This window comes from Reichenbachiella sp., from assembly GCF_039944555.1.
Lineage (GTDB): Bacteria > Bacteroidota > Bacteroidia > Cytophagales > Cyclobacteriaceae > Reichenbachiella.
Window position 1 is genome coordinate 644,892 of record NZ_JBDUYN010000007.1, and the last position, 22,390, is coordinate 667,281.

Annotated in this window: 10 protein-coding genes; 2 read left to right on the plus strand and 8 right to left on the minus strand. The window is 41.4% G+C overall.

Annotated features, from left to right (window positions below; all coding sequences use genetic code 11):
* Both ABJD64_RS11275 and ABJD64_RS11280 read right to left on the minus strand, forming a co-directional pair.
* Positions 1–822, minus strand: coding sequence for a FecR domain-containing protein (locus ABJD64_RS11275; RefSeq protein WP_348178771.1), 822 nt, complete (start codon positions 820–822; stop codon positions 1–3).
* Positions 819–1,343 (minus strand): sigma-70 family RNA polymerase sigma factor, encoded by a 525-nt coding sequence (locus ABJD64_RS11280; RefSeq protein WP_348178773.1) that lies wholly within the window; start codon positions 1,341–1,343, stop codon positions 819–821. Before ABJD64_RS11280 ends, ABJD64_RS11275 begins: the two co-directional genes overlap by 4 nt.
* A gap of 385 nt (positions 1,344–1,728) precedes the next feature.
* On the opposite strand from ABJD64_RS11280, the gene ABJD64_RS11285 reads away from it, so the two are divergent.
* A complete protein-coding gene (locus ABJD64_RS11285) occupies positions 1,729–13,158 on the plus strand; it encodes a T9SS type A sorting domain-containing protein (RefSeq protein WP_348178775.1) in 11,430 nt (3,809 codons plus the stop codon).
* 95 nt (positions 13,159–13,253) lie between these two features.
* On the opposite strand, the gene ABJD64_RS11290 is transcribed toward ABJD64_RS11285, so the two are convergent.
* The 6 genes from ABJD64_RS11290 to ABJD64_RS11315 all read right to left on the minus strand — a co-directional run bounded on the left by ABJD64_RS11290 (position 13,254) and on the right by ABJD64_RS11315 (position 21,320).
* Positions 13,254–15,110, minus strand: coding sequence for a DUF3858 domain-containing protein (locus tag ABJD64_RS11290; protein WP_348178777.1), 1,857 nt, complete (start codon positions 15,108–15,110; stop codon positions 13,254–13,256).
* Between the two features lies 1 nt (position 15,111).
* Positions 15,112–16,977 (minus strand): transglutaminase domain-containing protein, encoded by a 1,866-nt coding sequence (locus ABJD64_RS11295; protein ID WP_348178779.1) that lies wholly within the window; start codon positions 16,975–16,977, stop codon positions 15,112–15,114.
* A 345-nt stretch (positions 16,978–17,322) separates the two neighbouring features.
* Positions 17,323–18,435, minus strand: a complete 1,113-nt coding sequence (locus ABJD64_RS11300) for a chorismate mutase (RefSeq protein WP_348178781.1) — start codon at positions 18,433–18,435, stop codon at positions 17,323–17,325.
* A 13-nt stretch (positions 18,436–18,448) separates the two neighbouring features.
* Positions 18,449–19,339, minus strand: coding sequence for a prephenate dehydrogenase (locus ABJD64_RS11305; protein ID WP_348178783.1), 891 nt, complete (start codon positions 19,337–19,339; stop codon positions 18,449–18,451).
* The gene (locus ABJD64_RS11310) at positions 19,336–20,493 is read right to left on the minus strand and encodes an aminotransferase class I/II-fold pyridoxal phosphate-dependent enzyme (protein ID WP_348178785.1); all 1,158 of its coding nucleotides are present in this window, start codon (positions 20,491–20,493) and stop codon (positions 19,336–19,338) included. Before ABJD64_RS11310 ends, ABJD64_RS11305 begins: the two co-directional genes overlap by 4 nt.
* Entirely contained in the window at positions 20,490–21,320 is an 831-nt protein-coding gene (locus ABJD64_RS11315; protein ID WP_348178787.1) for a prephenate dehydratase, read from the minus strand. Before ABJD64_RS11315 ends, ABJD64_RS11310 begins: the two co-directional genes overlap by 4 nt.
* A 478-nt stretch (positions 21,321–21,798) precedes the next feature.
* Here ABJD64_RS11315 and ABJD64_RS11320 point away from each other — a divergent pair, with 478 nt between their 5' ends.
* The gene (locus tag ABJD64_RS11320) at positions 21,799–22,386 is read left to right on the plus strand and encodes a hypothetical protein (RefSeq protein ID WP_348178789.1); all 588 of its coding nucleotides are present in this window, start codon (positions 21,799–21,801) and stop codon (positions 22,384–22,386) included.
* The last annotated feature ends 4 nt before the right edge of the window (positions 22,387–22,390 follow it).

Genomic DNA, 22,390 nt, shown 5'->3' on the forward strand with positions numbered 1-22,390 from the left:
TTACTTGATTAGAATTTTCTTATCTGAGATCTCATAGGAATAGCCCATAGGAGAAAATACCTTCTTCACGGCCTTTTCGAGATTTGTATTATCAAAATACCCACTATAATAACGTCCTTCCAGTCCGTCGGCTTGTACTGTTACACCGTACTGGATTTCCAATTCTTTAACTACCCTACTTAGTGGAGCATTTGTGAATAGAAACTTACCTTCTTGCCAACTTATTGCATTTGAAATTTCAAAATTTGAAGCGACCTCTTCTAGTTTACCCTTACTTGTCGATATAGATAAGCCTGATTCAAGTATAACCGAACTATTTGTATCAGATACTTGCACCTTGCCAGTCATGCACTTGACTTCTTTTGTCTCATTTCGCGCATAGATATTAAATGTAGTTCCAAGCACTGTCACTTCCACACCATCTAAATACACGGTAAATGCTGCTCCAGGTTCAATCTCAAAATAGGCCTCTCCTGAAAAATCAAGTTGCCTATTTCGTTCAAAAGAAGAAGCCACATAACCCAACCTGCTATTCGCATTGAGCACTACTCGGCTTCCATCGGGAAGTTCAACGGAACGAACCTCTGCTATTCCCGTTTCAACTGTTGTGCTCTGGAAAAACAAAAGAAACACAAGACCAAAGGCCATTAGAACAATTGAAGCAGCCACAAGCCATTTGAACGAAACCCGTGAAAAGTTTTTGCTGTCGTCACTTTCTTGAATTTGTTTTTCAAGGGCATCCCAAATCTCTTCTTTGCTTCTGGATTCAGGAACTTCCCATCCTTTAGCCGCACTCAGTATTTTCTCCTCATGGTCACTCATATCTTTTGTGCTATCTGTTCCTTCAATAATTTCAGTGCTTGCATCATCCGCTTTTCAACCGCCTTCACTGACAAACCCAACCTACCGGCAATCTCCTTGTAAGTCAGATCATCTATTCTATTCATCAAAAAGACAACTCTTTGTTTTTCTGTCAGATCAGCAATAGCTTTTTGCAGCTGTTGATCGAACTCTTTCTCTTCTAACACATATAATGGGGTTTCACCATCATCTGTCTTCTGTTTTTTATTTATAAAGGTAAAAAAGCTCTTTTGCTTTTTGATATGATCAACAGCTAGGTTTTTGGCAACCGTGTATAGATAGTTTTTGGCAGTTTCAGGGTTAATTTTCTCCCTTCTTTCCCAAACCTTTAAAAAGCACTCTTGAGCCAGGTCTTCAGAAATATCTACGGCAGAGGTTTTGTAGTAAATGAAGTTTTTGATCTCGGTGAAATGATCATCGAAAAATTGCTTGAACGACTCCAGGTCGAATCCTCTTTCAAATATGTTTCTTTCTTTGGCCAAAATTCAATTTGATAAAACTACATTCGGCAAGTTAGATGAAATCAATAAAACAAGAAAAACCGAATTGCAAATCATCAACTTGGCATCCATCATAACTGAAAATTCACCTGATCTCTTATCCACTTGAAGCTAATTTTACTGGCTAAGTAAAGCCCTGAATATGCTATGAAAAATACCAGGAATTCACAGCCCTAGGTGAATCACCTACTGCTGTTAGGAAAATACATGTTTTTTGTATTTAGAGGACATTACCGATGAATATGGTACTATGTGAACGTTTCTTTGTATTTAATTGTAATCATCATCCACAAAACCAGGCTCTAAAAGCGCAGATCAGATTGTAATTATACCTGGCTTTGAGGTTGAATCAATAATTTCTACTTGTATGAAGGAAAGGTTTAGCCTTTTAATTATCCTGCTATTATCACTTAGCACAGCTATTCAGGCGCAAATTACTTCTAATGGGTCCGGTAAATGGCATCAGACAACCACATGGGGTGGTGGAGTAGTGCCAACTTCTACCGACGCTGTAATAATAGCCGCAGGTCATACAGTAACCTACAACGCTTTGCATCCAAGCGGTGGAGATAATGACGAAACAATAGCTGCACTTACCATTAACGGTACATTGGAATTTCCCTTTGCGGCAACAGCTGATGATGTAGACCTCGATGGCGTCTTCATTCTCACTGTTACCGGAACCACCACAATCAGTGGAACGGGAACATTGGGAGTCAACGACGGTTATGCTACAGGTGCCAACAGAACACATCAACTTAATTTAGAAGGAACACTCAGTAACGCCGGGACTTTAGATTTGGTTGGCGGTTCTTCTTCAAGAATTGTAAACACTGATTTTCGTGCAAATACCTTCAATGTAAGTGGTGCAGGTACCTACACCTTTTGGAATGTGGATATTGATAACGGCGGGACAGTAACATTCGATGCTGGAAATATCACAATCGATAATACAATTGATCTCGAAACCAATTCCACATTAGTAGTCAATGGCTCCACATTGACGGTTGGCCCAGCTGTTTCAGGAGCTTTTGAGTTCAATGGAGCTAATTCAGCATTTACCATTAGCGGAGGTGCGACCGTGAACATCGGTGCAAGTATTGTGTCGAATGTCAATGCCGTATATGTAGATGCGACAGGCTGTACACTCACCATTGATAATAATACCGGAAATGCAAATTTCGGCAACGCTGCAGTTGGGGACGGCCGGTTTGGACTAAGTGCCAATGGGACTAACTTCACTTTCAATCAACAAAACGGCACCACAACCATTGGGGATAACTTCACTTTAAATGCCGCCGCAGAGCTCAATTTAAATGTTTCGGGTGGTGAACTTCAAGTAGGCGTAGGTAACACAGCCGCCGGAGGTACAACCTTCAGGACTGCAGATGCCATTTCTCTTACCGGTGGACACCTCAATTTTGGGGAAGTTATTGTTCTTGCAGAAGACCTTAATGTAAATGGAGCGACTCTATCTTTCAACACCAATCAAAATGCGTCAACTCAAATCTTTGCGCTGGGCATTGATGTAGATTTGAACAACACCTCTACATTGAATGTGGGTTATAATCTGAATGTAAGAGGTTCATTAACTCTGCAAAACAGCTCAATAGCCAATATAAGAAACTATATAGAGATAGATGGAACACTAAATATTCAGGGAAATGGCGCTGGCGGAAGTCCATCTACCCTGAATACAGGTACCAGATTTGGTGCGGCTGATAATCTCACCAATACAATCCTTAGAATTGACGACAATGGAATTACCAACATTTCAGATGGTTCGATACTCAATGCAGGCTCTACCATGAATGGTGCCATTTCGGCATTGGCATTCGACATGGACCCAAGTAGTCAATTTAATATTACCAATGGTCATTTCTACTTGTTACCTGCTTATACCGGAGTAAATGGCACGAATACACAAGACCTGATCAACATCAATGATGGAGCTATAATCGATTTCGATGAAGGCACTTTTCAGGTACTAGAAGGAATTACTGATGCAAACAACCTGGCGACCAATAGAGACCTAATCGACGTCTTGGATGTAACGGACGCAGATGGAGGCAACGGTCAGATTCAAATTGGTGGTGGAGCTGGTACAGCCAATTTTCATATTGCACAAAATCTTGCAGCACAGGTAGGCACCCCTCGAGCTATCGATGCAATTCAGATAGCAGGAGAAGAGTCACGATTCATTGTAGGCAGCAATGCTGACGTAAAAATTGGCGGAGGCAATGTTGGCCGATTCAGGATAACCAACGATTTGGAGGATGGAGAAAGTGCCGGACCTAGCTACGATGTAGACTATCACCTGCAAATCAATGGTGGGGCCGTAGATATTGCTGCTTCACTGATTATCGGCGAAGGAGCCGGCGTACAAATCACGGGGGGAACAACTAATATTGGCTTAGCAGCCAGCAACGGAGCAAATGATGTGATATATGCCAATGACCCTGATGGCCCTTCGATTTTTGAGGTCAGCGGTGGAACCGTCAATATTGGTGATGGCAATTGTACAGTATTACTAGGTGACGGAGATGCCACTCCGGCATTCGGGGATTTGATCGGCTACAACGAATTTGAAATTTCCGGTGGCATCGTGACTATCAATGGCCGGTTATACCTACGGGATCAAAATTCGCGGCTTCTATTGAATGGGGGAACCTTAAATATGAACGCTCAATCCACTGTCAATCTCAATGAAGATTCAGATAATTTGATCTTAGAAGAAGGAATTGTTTTGACCACTGCAGCTACTGACGTATATTTCTTAAACCCCCATAGCGCTGCTGGACTCGCAGAAACCTTGGATATCAATGGCAACGGAACCGGCAACGGTCAAATCACAGGAAGCGCCACGCTTGATGTTCCCGTCGATTTCTCAAATGTCACCTGGCATTTTGGTGATGGTATTGAAACGAAATCAGGTTCTTCCAACCTATTCAGACTCAATATGGCCAATGGTCATACGTCTTATGGAAGTTTTGTAATCAACAACCCTTCCGGAGTCAATCGGGAAGTTCTAATAGAAACAGCTGGAAGAGTTCTGCCTTCAGAAAGTATCACCATTACCGCCGGAAGCTTCGACATAGGCTCCAACATATTCAATGATGATGGTGACGGATCGAATTTCTCAATTGGAGCCAATGCCACATTGAAATTGAACTCAGAGTTTCCAGGTTCTACGACACCTTATACAACATACACAGTTGGAGCCGGTAGCACCATCGATTACAATGGCACGGCCACGATTGCCAATGCCCAAATACCTGATGGTACGGCACTTGAGAACTTGACAGTTTCCGGATCTGGTACCAAAACATTAAATAGTATTGAGACTATTAACGGAACAGTCACCTTGACCAGCGGTACATTGGCCACGGGAACTAATATGACCCTCTCCTCGGGATCAACAATATCTCGATCAGCCGGAACAATTACCGGAACCATACAAGGCGCTAACCCATATACAGTTGAATACACCGGCCTTTCCAAAAGTATAGATGATACCACTGATCCCGAATGGTCAGGTAGTGGCCAGAAGAATCTGATTATTAATCTGGATGCAAATGAAAATTTAACTTTGATTAATTCATCCCTGTCTTTGGTTGATTTAACTATTACGCAAGGAAATCTTACGGATGTCAATGCCGGATTCATCCATAGTGTATCTGGAAATGTAGCTGTAAATACAGCCTACACGGGCCTCGGTAATATCAGCATCAATGGCGGTTCTTCTACTCACACACTTTCTTCAAGTGCCACCGCGACATTTTCAAATCTTACCATAGATGATCCTACATATAATGTGACGGGAGACTTAGATATGACCATTACAGGCACACTGACTTTAACCAATGGGTTGCTGGACGTTACGAGTGGAAAAGTCACCATTGCATCCGGGGCTTCGATATCAGGCGGATCATCAACAAGTTATGTCGCTTTTAATGGTACTAACGCTGCCGGTGGAATGGTTCATACTTATGGCTCTTCGACTGATTCAAAAACTTTCCCAATAGGAACGAGTACGCTATATACACCGGCTACCATCACTTTGACAGCGGCTACAGGATTTGGCGATCTGACCATTGTACCCGTAAATAACGGTTCGCCTTTTTCGTTAGACGGCACAGGTACTTTGGATTTAGACTATCACTGGCTCGTGACTACCGACGGTAGTTTTACGGGCATTACAGCCAATCATACCTATAACTATGATGAGAGTGATGTCAGGGGTGTGGAAGGAAATTATATCAGTGCACGATACAATGTTTCTAGTCCCGATTGGGCAAATTCAGATGACACAGCCTCAGGCACCGATGGTGTCAACACGACAACGAATACCATTACACTGACCGGTGTGGACTATCTCGAAGGACATCTTACAGCTGGCGAATCAGATGAATTCTCCGGAGTTATCACTACCTTCTATCCCAGGTCGGATGTTTCTGAACCCGTGGATTGGAATACAGGTTCCAACTGGACCAATACAGACGGAGGCACTACTCCCATCAACAGAACTCCAGGTACAAATTCTCCGGTAATTATTAATCGCATCGTTCGAATCGCCAACAACGGCATGAGTGCTGGCTCGATAAATATTGCTGCGCCCGGAACATTGATCTTAGATGAAGATTCAGGTGTCCCATCTTCCGGACATACATTAGGAACTGTTAGCGGTGCAGGATTGCTAAGAATAATTTCTGAGGATGCAACAAGCCCAACATTTCCGAATGAGAACGGAGGTAACTGGAGCAGTTTTTTAAGCACTACAGGTGGAACAGTTGAATACTCAGGAGACGGAAGTTATACCCTTCCCTCTAATGTTTCTTCATATAGAAACCTCACGATTACTAGCTCAACAGGTAGTACCACCAAGACTTTAGGCGATGTTGACATAACCATTCACAATGATTTTATGCTTTCCGGGCCAAATACCAATTCTGTTATTATCAGCGACGCAACCAATGGAAACCTAACGATTGGTAATGATCTTTCCGTCGTTGCCTCCAACACCTTACAATTTCAAAATACCAACAATAGAGCTATCACGGTTGGGAATGACATTACTGTTGCAGGTGGGTTAAATGTTACGAATTCAGGAACTGCTGCACATACACTTTCATTATCAGGAACCTTAACCAGCACAGGAACGGTAGATTTTAATACTGGAGGAAGCACCGTGGATGTTACCTTTAACGGTGCCTCAAATGAGAAAATTACAGGTGCTGGTTCGGTTGACTTCAATCGATTGATTGTAAATAAGGGAAGTGACCAATCATCAATCTTGGAGGCTGATATTACGACGTTAACCATTACTGATACAGGAGCTGATATCAATACTTCTGTCGAACTCCAAAATGGAACATTTACCATTTCGACCGGCGGCACTTTCACTTTAAGTACAAATGGTGATTTCACTATTCCAGCTACCTCAAAATTATATCTGAACTTAGGAACTCCGACCGTACAAATGACTAGTGCAAGCGCCGGGACCTTACAACTTTATGGTGGTTTGCAGGTGTCAAGTGGAATTATGAATGTGGGCAATCAAACAGACCAGTCAACAGACAACAGCATCAGATATGACGGTACGTCAAGCGAGATTATAGTTGATGGGGGTATATTGAATGTAGGAGGCTCAGTAAGACCTATCGGCACCAATACTGCAGCAGTCATGAATTTCACCCTAAGTAGCGGAACCGTTTCTTTGGCTCGAAATACCACAACAAATCAGCTGCGAACCAATGGTGGCTGGGCCATTAATGATGCTGATTTTGCTATCAACAATTCCAGCTCATCCTTTACCATGAGTGGCGGAACTCTGGAAATTATTCGACCAAAAAACGGTGATGGCAAGGTCATATCCATATCTGCGCTCGTATCAACCTACTCGGTCACCGGTGGAACAGTAAATATTTTAAGAAATGCCCATGATGCCTTTAGCGTTAATAATACCAACCTAAATAGTGATATTGGTATTTACTCGGCCGTTCCATTCTGGAATTTGCAGATTGGAGATGGGGACTATGCTGGAGACATTGGTAACGCGAGGGACAATAACGCACTAGATATTCGAGTGTTAAACGACTTCACGCTGAATATTGACAATACCAACGCGGGAGAAGGTTCATTTGACCTTCATCGAGTAGATAATGGGCCTGGTTCTAATAACAATGGAACCAATCTGGAAGTGGGTGGTAACTTCACAATCACTGACGGCTCATTTAGTGTTAATAATAATGGCTCTGATGGCACCACTACCTTTAATGGCTCAGGTTTGGCGGGTCAAACCAGCCCGCAAGTCGTGAATAGCAATGGTGAAACCCTTGGAGATATCGTTATCAACAGTACTAGCGGTTCGGTAGATCTTGGCGGGGCATTATCTATTTCAGGAGACTGGACTTATGCCACAGGCTCCTTCAATCAGTCGGCCAATATGGTCACAATGACCAATGCAAACGCGGTGGCTACCACTATCAACGGGAATGCCTCTTTTGAAGATCTCACGCTTGACAACACAGCAAATATCACGCTTTCATCGGGTGATGTAACCATTATTTCGGGTGGCTCACTCACGCTGAATGACGATGTAATCTTTGATATTGGGGAAAATGGCCTAATCATCCAGGAAGAATCTGCCGGAGCCATCACATTTGCAGCAACTGCAGATGCCACCAACATGATTCGTGTGGCAGGTACAATTACTGCCAAAGGAATCACCAGAGAATATCCAACAGGCACAACTTCAGGTTATTTATATCCATTCGGGACAAACATAGCGGCAACAGACTACTACACTCCTGCTCAGATAGATATTACCACCAGTGGAGGAGCCAACGGAAATATTAATGTAACTCCTATATCTGCTCAACATCCTTTAGCAGAACCAACTTCGACAGCTCTCGACTATTACTGGAAGACCAGAGCAAGTGGTTTTGATGGCAATGAAGAAGCAACACACATCTACACCTATGCCCTGGACGCTTTAGCAGAGGGTGGCAATGATGTCGGTTTTATTGGCAGTTACAATGCATCATCACCAACATTCTCTTGGGATATTGTTAATCAAAATGCCGTATTGGATGAAGTCGACGGTGGAGGTGCGGAAGGCGTTATCACATTTACCAGTCCGGGTGTGTCCGGTGACGTAGTCTCAGGTGATTTCACGGGCGGTCTGGCTGCCGCATTCCCTGCCATTACAGTTTTCTATACCCTCAGAGATGGCGACTGGAACAATACAACTGCAGGTACTACACCATGGACGAACGATGCTTGCGGCGGTGGTCAAACGGAGGTAACCGGAGTCCAGCCAGCTTCTGATGACCCAGTAGTGGTTTGTGGAGGAAATACAGTTACCATTACCACGACAACAGGACTAAATGCCACTGCAATTGAAATTGCTGGCACACTTACTTCACAGGTGGCAGATTTGACAACCATCGGTAACATTGATGGCACGGGAACCTTGGCCTTTAATACCATAGCTACTACACCCATATTTGGATCTCTATCCAGCACCTTTATCGGAGCTGCAGGGGGAACAGTGAATTACGGAGGAAGTGGGGCTTATACCCTTCCTGCGCAATCAACCTACAACAATCTAATCATATCCAATGCCAATACCACCACACTTGCAACTAATGCTACCATTAACGGCGATGCAACTTTCAATGGATCAAGAGTAGATATGGGCTCGTTTACTATTAGTGACGCCGACAATGGAGGCACCTTTACACTTGGGTCGGGTACAACATTGAGAGTAGAGTCAGCAAATAACTTCCCAGACAATTTTGGTACTTACACCCTCGATGCTGCCAGTACTGTGGACTACAGATATTCAAACGCTAGCGCACAGACTATTGTAGGCGGATTGACTTATGGAAATCTTACACTGACAAGAACGGGTGGAAACCCAGCTCAGAAGAGCATGACTGGAGATATTACAGTCTTAGGAAATTTGAGCATCAATTATCGCTCCGAATTACTGACCAATAATTACAATATAACGCTAGAAGGTAATTGGACCAGGGATGATCGAACAAATACGGACTTCGAACCTGGAATCGGAACCGTCACGTTGACCGGAACTAACAATCAGACACTTCAATTAACCAACGGAACCGGAACGGAAAATTTTTACAACCTGACCGTCAATAAAGCCAGCGGCACCGTTGATTTTGGTTCTAACATCACAGGAATTTCTGTAGACAATGATTTGATTGTTACGTCGGGAACTTTGGATATGGGGTCAGATCCGTTGACGGTCACTGGCAATACCTCGACCGCGGCTTCCGGTGTATTGAATAGCACAACTACATTAGATTTGGAAGGAAACTTGACAAATGCAGGTACCATTGCTGTTGCGTCAACGATCAGCCTGAATAGCAACTTCAGCAATACCGGCACCTACACGACTACCGGCAATACCTTGTTGTTTGATAATGTGTTGACGGCTCAAAGCATCAGTGGAAACGCAACTAACTTCAACAACATCACGGTAGCAAAAGCTTCAGGCCAGGACTTGACGCTCAATGCTGCAACTACTATTGATGGAATACTCGCTCTTCAAAACGAAGGAAACGTTGTGTTATCATCTGGTAATCTGACGATATCAACAACTGGCTCAATTACTGGAAGTGCTGGAGGAAGCAGTGCCTCTGATTTCAGTGCGACCAGAATGATTCGGACATCCGGCGGTGGAAGTGACCCGCTGATTGTAAAAAATGCAAGTGCTTCTGCGGATTGGGATTTGGTTTTCCCTATTGGTGTAGACAATAGTGGAAATCAATACACACCTGTAACCGTAGACGCTACCAATGAAAATATCACTGCGGGAACACTGTCTATCAGGTCAGTCAACGGAACATCCACCACAGAATCAATCAGTGGATCTGCTGTTACTTTAAACAGACATTTTGATTTTAACCTGACCGGTCTGACCGGCGCAGTAGTTTTCGATGTTTTATTTCAATATGGAAATACTGATGTACAAGGTGATGAAGGCACTTACATTTCAGCTTATAGCAACGGTGCCGGATGGACAGAGGCCTTGGCCTCACAGGCCAATGTCAATGCAGGTGCTAATCAATTTGGAGCCTCTGCTGCATTGGACGGTACCATTACTATTTCCACGAATGGAAATCTAGAATGGATTGCAGGCAACAATGACCTGATATTTCCGCACCTGTACACTTACACCTCTGGTACAGGTGATTGGAATACAGCCTCTGATTGGTCATTAAGTACGGACGGCTCGACTAGTGATGGCTTTGTACCAACATCCGCTAATGCAGTCACGATTCTATCCGGAGAAACTATGACCATGGATAACAATACAAATAGCGCGCTGTCCATTGAAGTTAACGGAACGCTCAACCTGGCAGCAACTACCGGACACAGCCTTGGCAATCTGACAGGAACAGGAATATTGCAAATAGAGAGCACCGGATTAGAGACTTATGTAAATACGGGTGCCGGCTCTACCTTTTTAGCTTCAGGTGGTGGTACTGTACAGTACGGAGGAAATGCAGCCTATACCCTGCCTGCCGCTATCGATGAGTATCAAAACTTAATAATTATCGGTGGAACCCAAAATACGCATGACAAAGAAATTGGTATCAATACCATTGTATATGGAGATTTGACTATTACCACTGTAGACTTGGAAAACACAGGAAGCTATGAGCTCGAAGTGAGAGGCGGCCTGAGCGCCACAGGCAATTTGGAAGTAGCCAATGGGACATTCGTATGGGCCAATACAGCTACAGCCAGTTTATCATCAAATATTGTTTTTGGTGTCGCTGGAAACCTAGTGCTGGATAACTTTGGAGAAAAGGACCTTGCCGGAACACTTAATGTTAGCAATCTTACCCTCAACTCTTCATCCGGAATCTTCGATGCCAATTCTCAGGCCATTAATATAACTGGTAATTGGGATAACAAAGCAGCCGCTAACCTACTATCACAACCAGGTATCACTACTTTCAACAGCGGTGGGGCTCAGCAAATCGATGGTAACAACACCTTCGGCATCACGAATATTTCCACCGCTTCAACCATGGTAACGGTTGCTAGTGGGACACAATCTTTTTCTAATACATTTACCGTAGATGCTTCCACCACGTTTGATATAGGCTCTAATACTATTCGGTTGGCAGGTACATTTGTAAGAAATGGCACATTTGCCGGTGCATCAGGAAGAGTGGTTTATACCAGTGCCACCGATCCCGAAACACAGGCTACTACTTTTACCGTCGGCACTCTTGAAATTGATAAGGGAGCAGCTACTAACACATTTGACAACGACCCCGCGACCGTAAGTTTTACGAACCTGATCATCACTAGCGGCGAATACGATGGGCCTAATCTCAATGTACCAGGAGATTTAACCATCTCCAGCAGTGGTATGGTAGACTTATCGGGAATTACGACAGTGGATATCAATGGAAACTTCAACAATGCAGCTACACTCAACATGTCTGCCTTAACTTCTATGAATATTGCAGGAGACTTCAATAATACAGGAACATTTACAGCTCCAACTACGATTATCTTTGACGGCGCCAGCGCACAAGCACTTAACAATACCTTATCTGCAACCAATTTAACTAAAACTGGTGGTGGTGATTTGACACTAAATGATGATCTCAACATTAGTGGAACGCTGACATTAACAAGTGGTCATATAAATACCTCTGCCGCTAATCTATTGACGTTAATCGATGGCACGTCGGCTACCATAAATCCAACTGGTAGTGCTTCAAGTCATATAGTTGGACCAATGGCACAAACCATTGCAACTACCTCTCCTGTCACCCGTGGGTTTCCTTTAGGCGATGGTACGAATTACAGACCGATTGAATTGGACCTGACTCAGACAGCTGCCACCTCCACCACTTACACTGCAGAACTCTTTAGTGGCGCTCCAACTCCCAGAACTCCATTGGGAACCATCGATCATGTCTCTCTCATAAGATATTATAATGTCACTGCCAGCAATAGCGTTCTTGCGGCTGCTTCAGGAAATGAAATTCGAATTGAATATGGATCTGATGACAAAGCCATCGACGAAAGTGAATTATTGGTAGCAAAATCCGATGGTTCAGGCAATTGGCTGGATTTGGGTGGTTTTATAGTGAGTGGTGATGCCACTAGTGGAGTCATTCGTTCCACAGCTGACTTCAATACTTTCAGCGATGTTGTATTGGCATCTACACTATCAGCCTCTCTTCCCATTGAACTATTGTCTTTTGAAGGGAGGGCTAATGCTGAAACTGTCGAGCTTCAATGGTCTACCTCCTCAGAAATCAACAATGATCATTTTGAAATAGAAAGATCAGCAGATGGGGAACACTATCAATTAATTGGTAAAATCAGTGGGACTGGAAACTCTAACCAGATTGAGGAGTACAGTTTTGTAGACGAGATGCCATTGAGCGGCCTTTCATATTACAGGTTAAAACAAGTGGATTTTGACGGGACCAGTGAAATCTTCAATGCCATTGCAATCGAATACATTCCAACAAGTATAGCTAAGTCCTCTCTGTACCCGAATCCTACTAGTAGTCAGAATATTAACCTGAGATGGTACAGTTCGATGGACGGAGGCCAATTGCAGATAGCTGTATATGATTTGCTGGGTCAGTTAGTCCAACTGAGTGAATCTAAACCCAGGCTTGGTCAAAACAATATTCGTGTTAGGTTAGATGAACAATTAAAACCTGGCATATATCAAATGTTGATCACAGAAGGAATTGATAAGCAAACTTTCCGCTTGGTGATTGAGTAGTCCCACTATGACGACCAGACATAGGATCGATCAGAAAATCTTTGGCATTTTAGCTTCGTCAATCTCATTTATTAATCACAAGACTGTATCTAACACTATGTTTTAGATTCGACAACGATCTTCTTGGTATCATTCGATTTTATTCGTTTGAAAAAATTATAGAATGCAGCAAAATCTTCGTCTTCATATCTCCCTTTGTATATTTTGATTCGCCTTTTTATTAAAATGCTTGTCTCGTTCTTAGTTAGAGTCACACTATACGAACCATAATCACCAGATATTTCAACATTTTCCGGTGTCATCTGCGTATAAGCACCATCAGGCAGAGACAGTTCAACCTCATCCTCAACTAAAAACGATCTTCTGATTTCAGCAAACTTGGCATATTTATTTACCTCTAAATATGAATCCACGGGTTGTAGGACATTAATCGGAATGAGCAATTTGCTTGAAGCATTTCTTGCTAAATTTTTGACAGATAAATTGTATTGTGCGGTATAAACAGGGTCACTATTCTTTGGCTCAATGACCTCATAATTGTCTATTGAAAAATCCTTGTATGGGAAAACACTGTAATTATACTGTTCAAGCTGAGTCGCGCTTAACTGAGATATCCTTTGAAAAGATTCATAAAAGAAACCACTCTGCTCAATACTATTTTGCATCTCTGAATTTCCATTTTTATCAATCGTAACCTTGCTTACCGTTTGTTGCCTATTAAAATCTTCTCCATAAATTGGTGAACGGATTATCTGACTGCTTCCATTCTCTATCCACAGCACATTTCTATCATCTGTAAAAGACCCAACATAATCAAACGGTTGAGTTTGACTTGTGCACTCAAGAAAAATCGTGTCTTCAGTCATGGGTACACCGAGAAAAAGATGGTTAAACTGATTGCTCGGAAAGTCCTCAATTACGTCAGGAACATCTCTACCAGCCTTAACCAAAATATAATTTGAATTTATGTCCAGGTATTCCAACATGGACTTCATGTAGTTAGTTAGTGCTTTACAGTCCCCATAGCCCTTCTGATCTACGATATGTGAAGGTATTGATTGAAATCCACCAATTCCGAGCTGGATCGAAATGTACCGTGTTCTATCCTGCATGTATTGATAAACTTGCCCAATTACATTTCTTGTATCGGTTTTTTCTAGCTGATCAAGAAATCTGATTGTTTCTACTGTCAAACTATCTCTTCCGCGGTTGAGATCCAAAAACCAATCACCAAAAGTCGACCAGCTCAAAAAACTACCTTCATTTTTGTCGTATGCAAATTTTTCAGGCGTTAGCCTCACTTTAGGCTGTTTATTGATAAACTCCTTGTACACCATATCGTTATCGATTGCCGGTAAGTCTCTTACAGACCAGGTATACTTCAAGAACTGATTATTCTCAAGTAAAATTTGCTCTTTTTTAAATTCTACTTCATTTTCAACAAGGGACTTTATTACAAAATCCGCCGGAGCTTCAACTACCAACGAGGACTTAATTACCTCTAAATTGAATGTTGACCGAGGAATCCAAGTAGGAAGACCTATAAAACCTTTTTGCGTAGAAGAAACTCTTACTTCAACCCTAAAAGGGTATACTCCATATTCTGGATCTTTGATCAAAAGACGGCTATCATCTATTTCATATGACTGATTCAATGCAATATCGAGTACATCATTTTTATTAAACTTTTTTATCTTCTTGCCTTGATTATTAAAAACCAAAATTTCTATGGCTGTGACTTTTTTGAATTTATCATAGTAATCTTGATAAACTGCCAGATCATACCCATCTTTATTATGCACAGTAATACTATAAAACTCTTCACTGTGAATTTTATAGTTGGAATTGATCTTATAAGAAATCTCATGATTGTTGATAGTGGCATCCTGAGATAGGCCCGAAACCACTATCGAGATATACAGAACAATCGCGGCAAATAGTCTTTTCATCATATTAAACATCTTTTGTCATCTGAATAGACTCACTCATTTTGTCTACAATAATAGAATAGAACTGTCTGAGGGTAAGGTACTCACCTTCATGAAACACAGTTTTGTTAATTCGTAATCTAAACTGAATCCGAATGTCTTTTCCAACTGCAGTACAGCTGTATAGAAATACTGCACTTTTTTCTGGCATCGAAATGTTTGCCGATTCAGGAAGGCTTTTCACTTGATAGTTTTCTGGCAATTTTATAGTTATCGTAGAGGACAAATCCATTGGCTTACCTAAATCAACCGGATATCTTCGATTTTCACTTTTAAACGGATTTGTATTTAATTCATTTAAAATGAATGGGTTCAGAATCAGTTCATCTCCCAAATCATCGATGTAGTCATTTAAGTTGAGCTTCATTTTTTCTGAAGAATAAAGGCTAGACTTGCTGTCTTTTGCCACTTCATACTCTTCTACCTGAAGATTTGGATAGGTATCAACTAAGTTTCTTACAAACTTCTCCTCTGTATCAAACTCCTCATGAATTTCTGCCCATCTTAAATACTCATATTGAGAAAAGGTTCTACCCAATTGAGCAACCCATTCCGAATTTTCATCAACACTAATTTGAATAAAACTCTGTTGTTTAGAAAGATTATTTCCTACTAGATCCACCCATCTTCCGTCGTGATTATCGACCAACCACCCTTGCCCATTCAAACATCTTTCCGGAAGAATGCCAGGAGCTAGTCTTTTTGAAGTCGCATCCAATAGAACCAGCTGCTCATCCTGATAAACAGCAGCTACGACATAGTTAAGTTTATCCAAAGAAACTTGAAAGGGCATAACAAGTCCGTTTTCCCGTGTACTCAATACAACTGGCCAAGCCTGAAGTCCAACCTTTTTTAACAAACTCACGAGTGCTAAATTGATTTCCGCCGTATTACCAACATGCTTTTTCAGGAAATTTTCACGGAATTCTAGAGACACAAATATATTTTTATTCTTATCCCAACTCATATTGTCCTGAATATAGGCATAGGCCCTTGCTATTTTCTCTTTTTCATCCAATTCCGCTGCAACAATTTCTTTCGCCTTTTCTTTCAAGAATGGGCAACCTTTGATAGCATCTCCAAATCTTGAATGTTGAGTAAGTACCTTACTCACCTGTTGCCAGGTAGTATTATAATCTTTATAATAAACACCTGGTACCGCAATACTCTGCAATTCAAATTCGATCTTAGTTAGGTAATTACTGTAATGATTTAAAAAAGGCTCCTTACCAAAACCGGGCACATCTTTAGCTATCCAATGATCAGTACCCACAGATTGTATGCTGTGAAACCCAAAATGCCTTCTTGAAAAAACAATGTATTGGTTTTTTTCAATTTTCAATTCACTATAAGCTACAGGTATTAAGTCTTGAAATCTCCATTCGTAAGGAAGACCCACAAAACTATATTCCAAATCGATGACGCTACCTACCTTAACATTTGGTATAAAAAGTTTATACTGCGTTATTCCATCAACCAATTCTTCTTCGAAAATTGACGTCTTACCAACCTTCTCAGATACAACTTCTCCATTATCCAGGTTAAAAACTTTAGCTCTAAAGCTACTTTTGTTTGGGGTTCTAAGTGTCCAATTCCCCCAAGAAGTACCCTCTTTTGTTAAGATTTTAATCACCAAATGCCTCTTGAATTTGAAGTCCTGCCCATCGAATCGCCCATAATCAAACAAGATCACAGCATTCGCACTGGAGTCCTTATCATAAAACTGCATTTCAAGTTCATTTTTTGTAACCTGACCGAATTTCCTCTTATTTTGAGAATATGCGTCCACACTGAAAATACTTAATGCGAGGAGAAAAATGATTTTTTTCATAGCTTCTTGTAATCTTTATCTATAAATAGGCTTTAGTCCGTATTGTCAACAACTATCGTTGAAATTTTTCTTGACTCTTAAGGAAGATTTAGTTTTTCACATTCCAAGTCTTTCTAATATCCTCGAAAAACTGTGGTTCATTCAAGCAAAGAATCTAGAGGTACTTCATCAAAAAAAATGAGGAATAAAATCAATCGAAAGCGAATCGGGCAGAGTATCACCCCACATAAGGAAATCGATCGAATTTGCGCAAATGTATTAAAATGAGTGGAATAAATAAGCCAACATCATCCGAGTAAATTTCAGATAATGTTGGCTTGATTTTTCGATAAGAAACTATGTGACTTAGATAACTTTCTCAGTCTTCTTATCTGTATTCATAATTTCAGTCTGTCGCTTAATTGAATTGTTGTGGATCAACTCGTACAAATGCTTCACAAAATCTTCTTTTAGCAAGACGTTCTTTCCTTTTTGTACTCTATCATTCATAATCTCTTCGTATCTATTGACCTGGAGAATCGTAATGTTGTGCTCCTTCTTGTGCAGTGCAATTTCTTCAGCAACTTGCATTCTTGCTCCCATGACTTCCAACAATTCATTGTCGATTTTGTCAATCTTAGATCTCAATTCTTTCAATCTCAATTCAAAATCAACATTTTCAGTGGCTGCCTCTCTGATGATCAATCGATCTAATATTCCAGCCAGGGTCTTAGGTGTAATTTGCTGCTTGGCATCACTTAGCGCATTATCCGGATCAATATGCGACTCGATCATGATACCATTCATTTGCATATCAAACGCTTTTTGTGAAATTGGCTCGATCAGGGTTCTGTTGCCTGCAATGTGACTTGGATCACTAATGATTGGCAATGCTGGAATAATTCTTTTCAGTTCAATAGGAATCTCCCATGAAGGATCGTTTCTATATTGCGAACCGCTCATTGGAGAGAAACCTCTGTGAATACCGCCAAGTTTAGTGATGCCTGCCTGGTTGATTCTTTCTAAAGCCCCAATCCACAACTGCAAATCAGGATTGATTGGGTTCTTCACCAATACTGGAACGTCATAACCTCTTAAGGCATCAGCTACTTCCTGAACGGCAAACGGATTTACAGTAGTTCTCGCTCCTACCCAAAGGATATCTACACCAAACTTCAATGCCAATTCTACGTGTTCTGCCGTGGCCACTTCAACTGCCGTCAGTAAACCCGTTTCTTCTTTTGCCTTCTTCAACCACTTAAGCCCAACTACACCGATACCCTCAAATGCGCCTGGTCTAGTTCTTGGCTTCCAGATTCCGGCTCTTAGCACTTTGATGTCGGTATGCTCCTTTAGTTGTCTTGCAGTTTCCAACACCTGCTCTTCACTTTCTGCACTACAAGGTCCAGAAATCACTAGTGGTTGGTCCAGTCCTTCGATCCAATTTTCCAGTGGGGATAAAGTTAATTTTACGTCCATGTCTTTATATACTCTAAATAATTTGATTCAGTTTTTCTGTTTGATTCGATTTGTCATTGATGCCATCCAACACGCGTCGAATGTCATTTGCATTATCCATACAATGGATCATAGCATCTTCCTGCTCTCCATCGACCATCTGCTTGAATGCCTGTAAATTTTCTATGTATGCTCCCAGAGAGTCTGAGATGTGTTTTTTATTCTGTTTAAATATTGGAGCCCACATTTGGGGCGAACTTTTCGCCAATCTCACGGTAGATTCAAATCCACTACCTGCCATATTAAAGATACTAGCTTCGTCCTTTTCAATTTCCAATACGGTTTGTCCCAAAACAAACGAACTGATGTGAGACAGGTGTGATACATAGGCAATGTGCAAATCATGAGATTTGCTGTCCATCTCTACCACGTGCATGCCCAAAGATTCCAAACAATTCTTTGCCAACTGAAAGGAAGATTCCTGGCTTTCTTCCTTATCACAAATGATTCCAGTTTTGCCATCAAAAAGAGAATCAAAGGCCGCTTCGGGTCCTGAGTTTTCCGTACCCGCTATAGGGTGAGCGGCTACAAAGTTCTTGCGCTTAGGATGACCCAAAACCGCACCACAGATTCCGGATTTTGTAGAGCCTAGATCAATTACAGTCGTATTTTCATCTATTCTATCTAATATGCTTGGAAGTAATTTCCGGATAGAGTCTACTGGAATAGCTAAAATCACTAAGTCAGCGATGGACAGCGCTTGCGGTAATACCAGGCAATCATCTACCAATCCAAGTGCCTTGGCCTTATCAGCATTTTCATCGTTGACATCCACTCCAATCACTTGGTCCGCAAAGCCACTCTTTTTCAACTTTAGTGCAACCGAACCTCCTATTAAACCCAGTCCTATTATGGATACAATCATGCTTTTACCATTTCCAGCCTTTGGATAGCCGTGTTAAACATTTCTTTATTTGAGCAAAGTGAGATTCTGATATACCCTTCACCATTCGATCCGAAGATGGTACCGGGTGTAACAAACACAAATCTTCCCTGTAAAATTTCTTCTATAAACTCTTCACTCTTTCTTCCCTCCGGTATTTTTGCCCACATGAACATGCCTGATTGTCCGATATCATAGCTACACTCCAGAATATCCAAGATCTTCGTTGCCAACTTTCTTCTTTCCATGTATTCAGCATTTACTCCATCAAACCAGGATGCCGGTAGACTGAGGGCTTCTACTGAGGCCTCTTGCACCGGTTTGAACATACCTGAATCTACATTAGATTTCACTCGTAGGATTGCATTTACATATTCTTCTCTGCCGCAGACCATACCTACTCTCCATCCTGCCATATTAAATGCTTTACTCATGGAATTGAGTTCCAGGCAGTTTTCCATGGCTCCTTGTGCTGAAAGCAAACTCATTGGATTTTCATTGAGAATAAAGCTGTATGGGTTGTCATTGACAACAAGAATGTTATGATCCTGTGCAAATCTTGCCAGCTTGCTAAAAAGCTCTCTTGATGCCTTTTGTCCTGTCGGCATATTGGGATAATTCACCCACATCATTTTGGCCGAAGCCAATACTTCATCATCTATACCTTCTAAATCCGGAAACCAATTATTTTCCTCTTTTAAATCAAATGAAATAGCTTTTGCTCCCATCATTTCAGCTGCAGTCTTGTAAGCCGGGTAACCGGGATTTGGAATTAGCACCGTATCTCCTGGATTCAGAAAGGCCATTGAGATATACATCACGCCCTCCTTTGAACCCAACAAAGGCAAAATTTCTGTATCACTATTGAGTCTCACATCAAAGTGTCTTTCGTAAAATTTCGAAATAGCACTTCTTAACTCAGGAATAGATCGATAGGACTGATAAGCATGTGTATTTGATTGACTGGCACTTGTCACCAATCTATCTGTCACCTGCTTGGCTGGTGGCAGATCAGGGCTTCCTATACCCAGGTTGAGAACATCGCATCCGCGAGCATTCATCTCTCTGATCTCATCAAGTTTTTTGGAGAAGTAATACTCTTTTACTTCCGCAATTCTGTTTGCTACCTCTATCATACCGCTGGTATATTTCCTTTTTTATATTCTCCGTGCACCTTTACCAATTCTGCCTTAGTATTCAAGGCATTCAGTGCATCTTTATAATTATCATAATCCTCCCACACTACATCAATATTAAAGGCATATTGATAAGGTTTTCCTAAAATGGGCATGGATTGAATCTTGGTTAGGTTAATGCCATTGAGTTTAAAGATGAGCAGCACATCAGCCAATGCTCCCGGGTCGTGCTTGGTAATGATTCTTAGAGACGCCTTCTGAGGTATATGATCATGACCATTCTTTCGGCTTTTCATAATAAGGAACCTTGTATAGTTTTTCTTATTAGTCTCAATGTTGCTTTCCAAAATATCCATACCAAAAATCTCCGCAGCTTTCTTACTGGCAATTGCTCCGGCACTTTCTAATTTATTGTCTCGTATCAGTTTTACACTATCGGCCGTGTCGTCATATTCGGTCAGTTTGATTTGTGGATAGTTAGCTAGGTAGTCCGCACACTGCAGCAAGGCCATTGGATGAGAATAAACCTGATCAAGGTCTTCGGCCTTTTTGCCTTTGTGCGCGATCAAGTTCATTTCTATCCTTGTATAGATTTCTCCTGTGATCTTGAGATCGTATTCGTTGATAAGTGCATAATTGGGCAGGATAGTTCCGGCTATTGTATTTTCAATGGCCATTACTCCATAGTCCATTTGTTTGGCATTTATAGATTTCGCCAATGACCTGAAGTCATGAAAAGGTTGGATCGCTATCGATTGATCAGCAAAGTATGAACTGGCCGCCTCGTTGTGAAATGATCCCTCTACCCCTTGTATGCCTATTTCCATTAGTTTATGTTATTCGTTTTTTGGTAAAAAAAAAGCCCCGAATTATTTCGGGGCTTTGCTATATTTCTTCAAAAACACTAAAGAACTATTCTTTCCACCCCTTTGCTATCGCATAGAAATAAAAGTAATAATAGTTCCAGAAAAATGCTCTTGTGTTGTTCATTGTGTTATTTAACGTTTCAAATGTGGGCATCTAATTTTTAATATCAAAACATATGGCTGAAAAAAAAGTCACATTTTCAATTATTCAAGAAAACACTATCATATTTTGCAATTTTCGTATCGTTTTTTGATCAGTTGCTCTATTTTGCAACCTTTTAGTAGAATTAAACATTAGTCTCCTAATAAACAATAACGTCGTCCTCATTGGCCCGACTGACGATTGGTACTTCTGAACAACCTAACGTCATTCATTTCTACTCTTAGAATCTGTAGATGAACGGAATTTGTTTTATTAACGACCATTAGAATATCACTTATGCCTTTAGCAAAGTCACTTGTAATAACCCTATTTTTAACTGTCGCCTGGCAAATGTCCTCTGCTCAAGGTATTCTTAAGCGTGAAGCTCTCACTAGTATGGATCGGGGTGTAGAAGCCATGGAGGCAGGCTACTATGAAGCGGCTGATCAATTTTTTAGAGATGCACTTAGTAAGATGACCAAGTTGCCTAGTAACCTGGCGTACTACTTTGGCAGAAATTCTTACCATCTTGGCAAACACAAACAAGCGATCAACTGGCTTAATAAGTATATGGAACTCAAGGGTACCACCGGACAATACTATGATGAGGTGACCGAATATCTGGAATTGGCGGGTGAAGCCTTCAGGAAGCAGCGGGAAGAAGAAATTGATAGAACCCAGAAACAGCTCACTACACAAGGTTATTTCGACTGCCCCGGCGATTACATGCACTGTCCACTTTGCAACGGTACTGGAGTCTTAATCACTCCGGGTAAGTTTGGCGCAGTTTATCAAACCTGTCCCTACTCTGGTTTATCAGGAAAACTCACCTGCGATGAGTATAATCAATACCTCAGAGGAGAATTGGAAGCAAAAAAGGAATAGCACG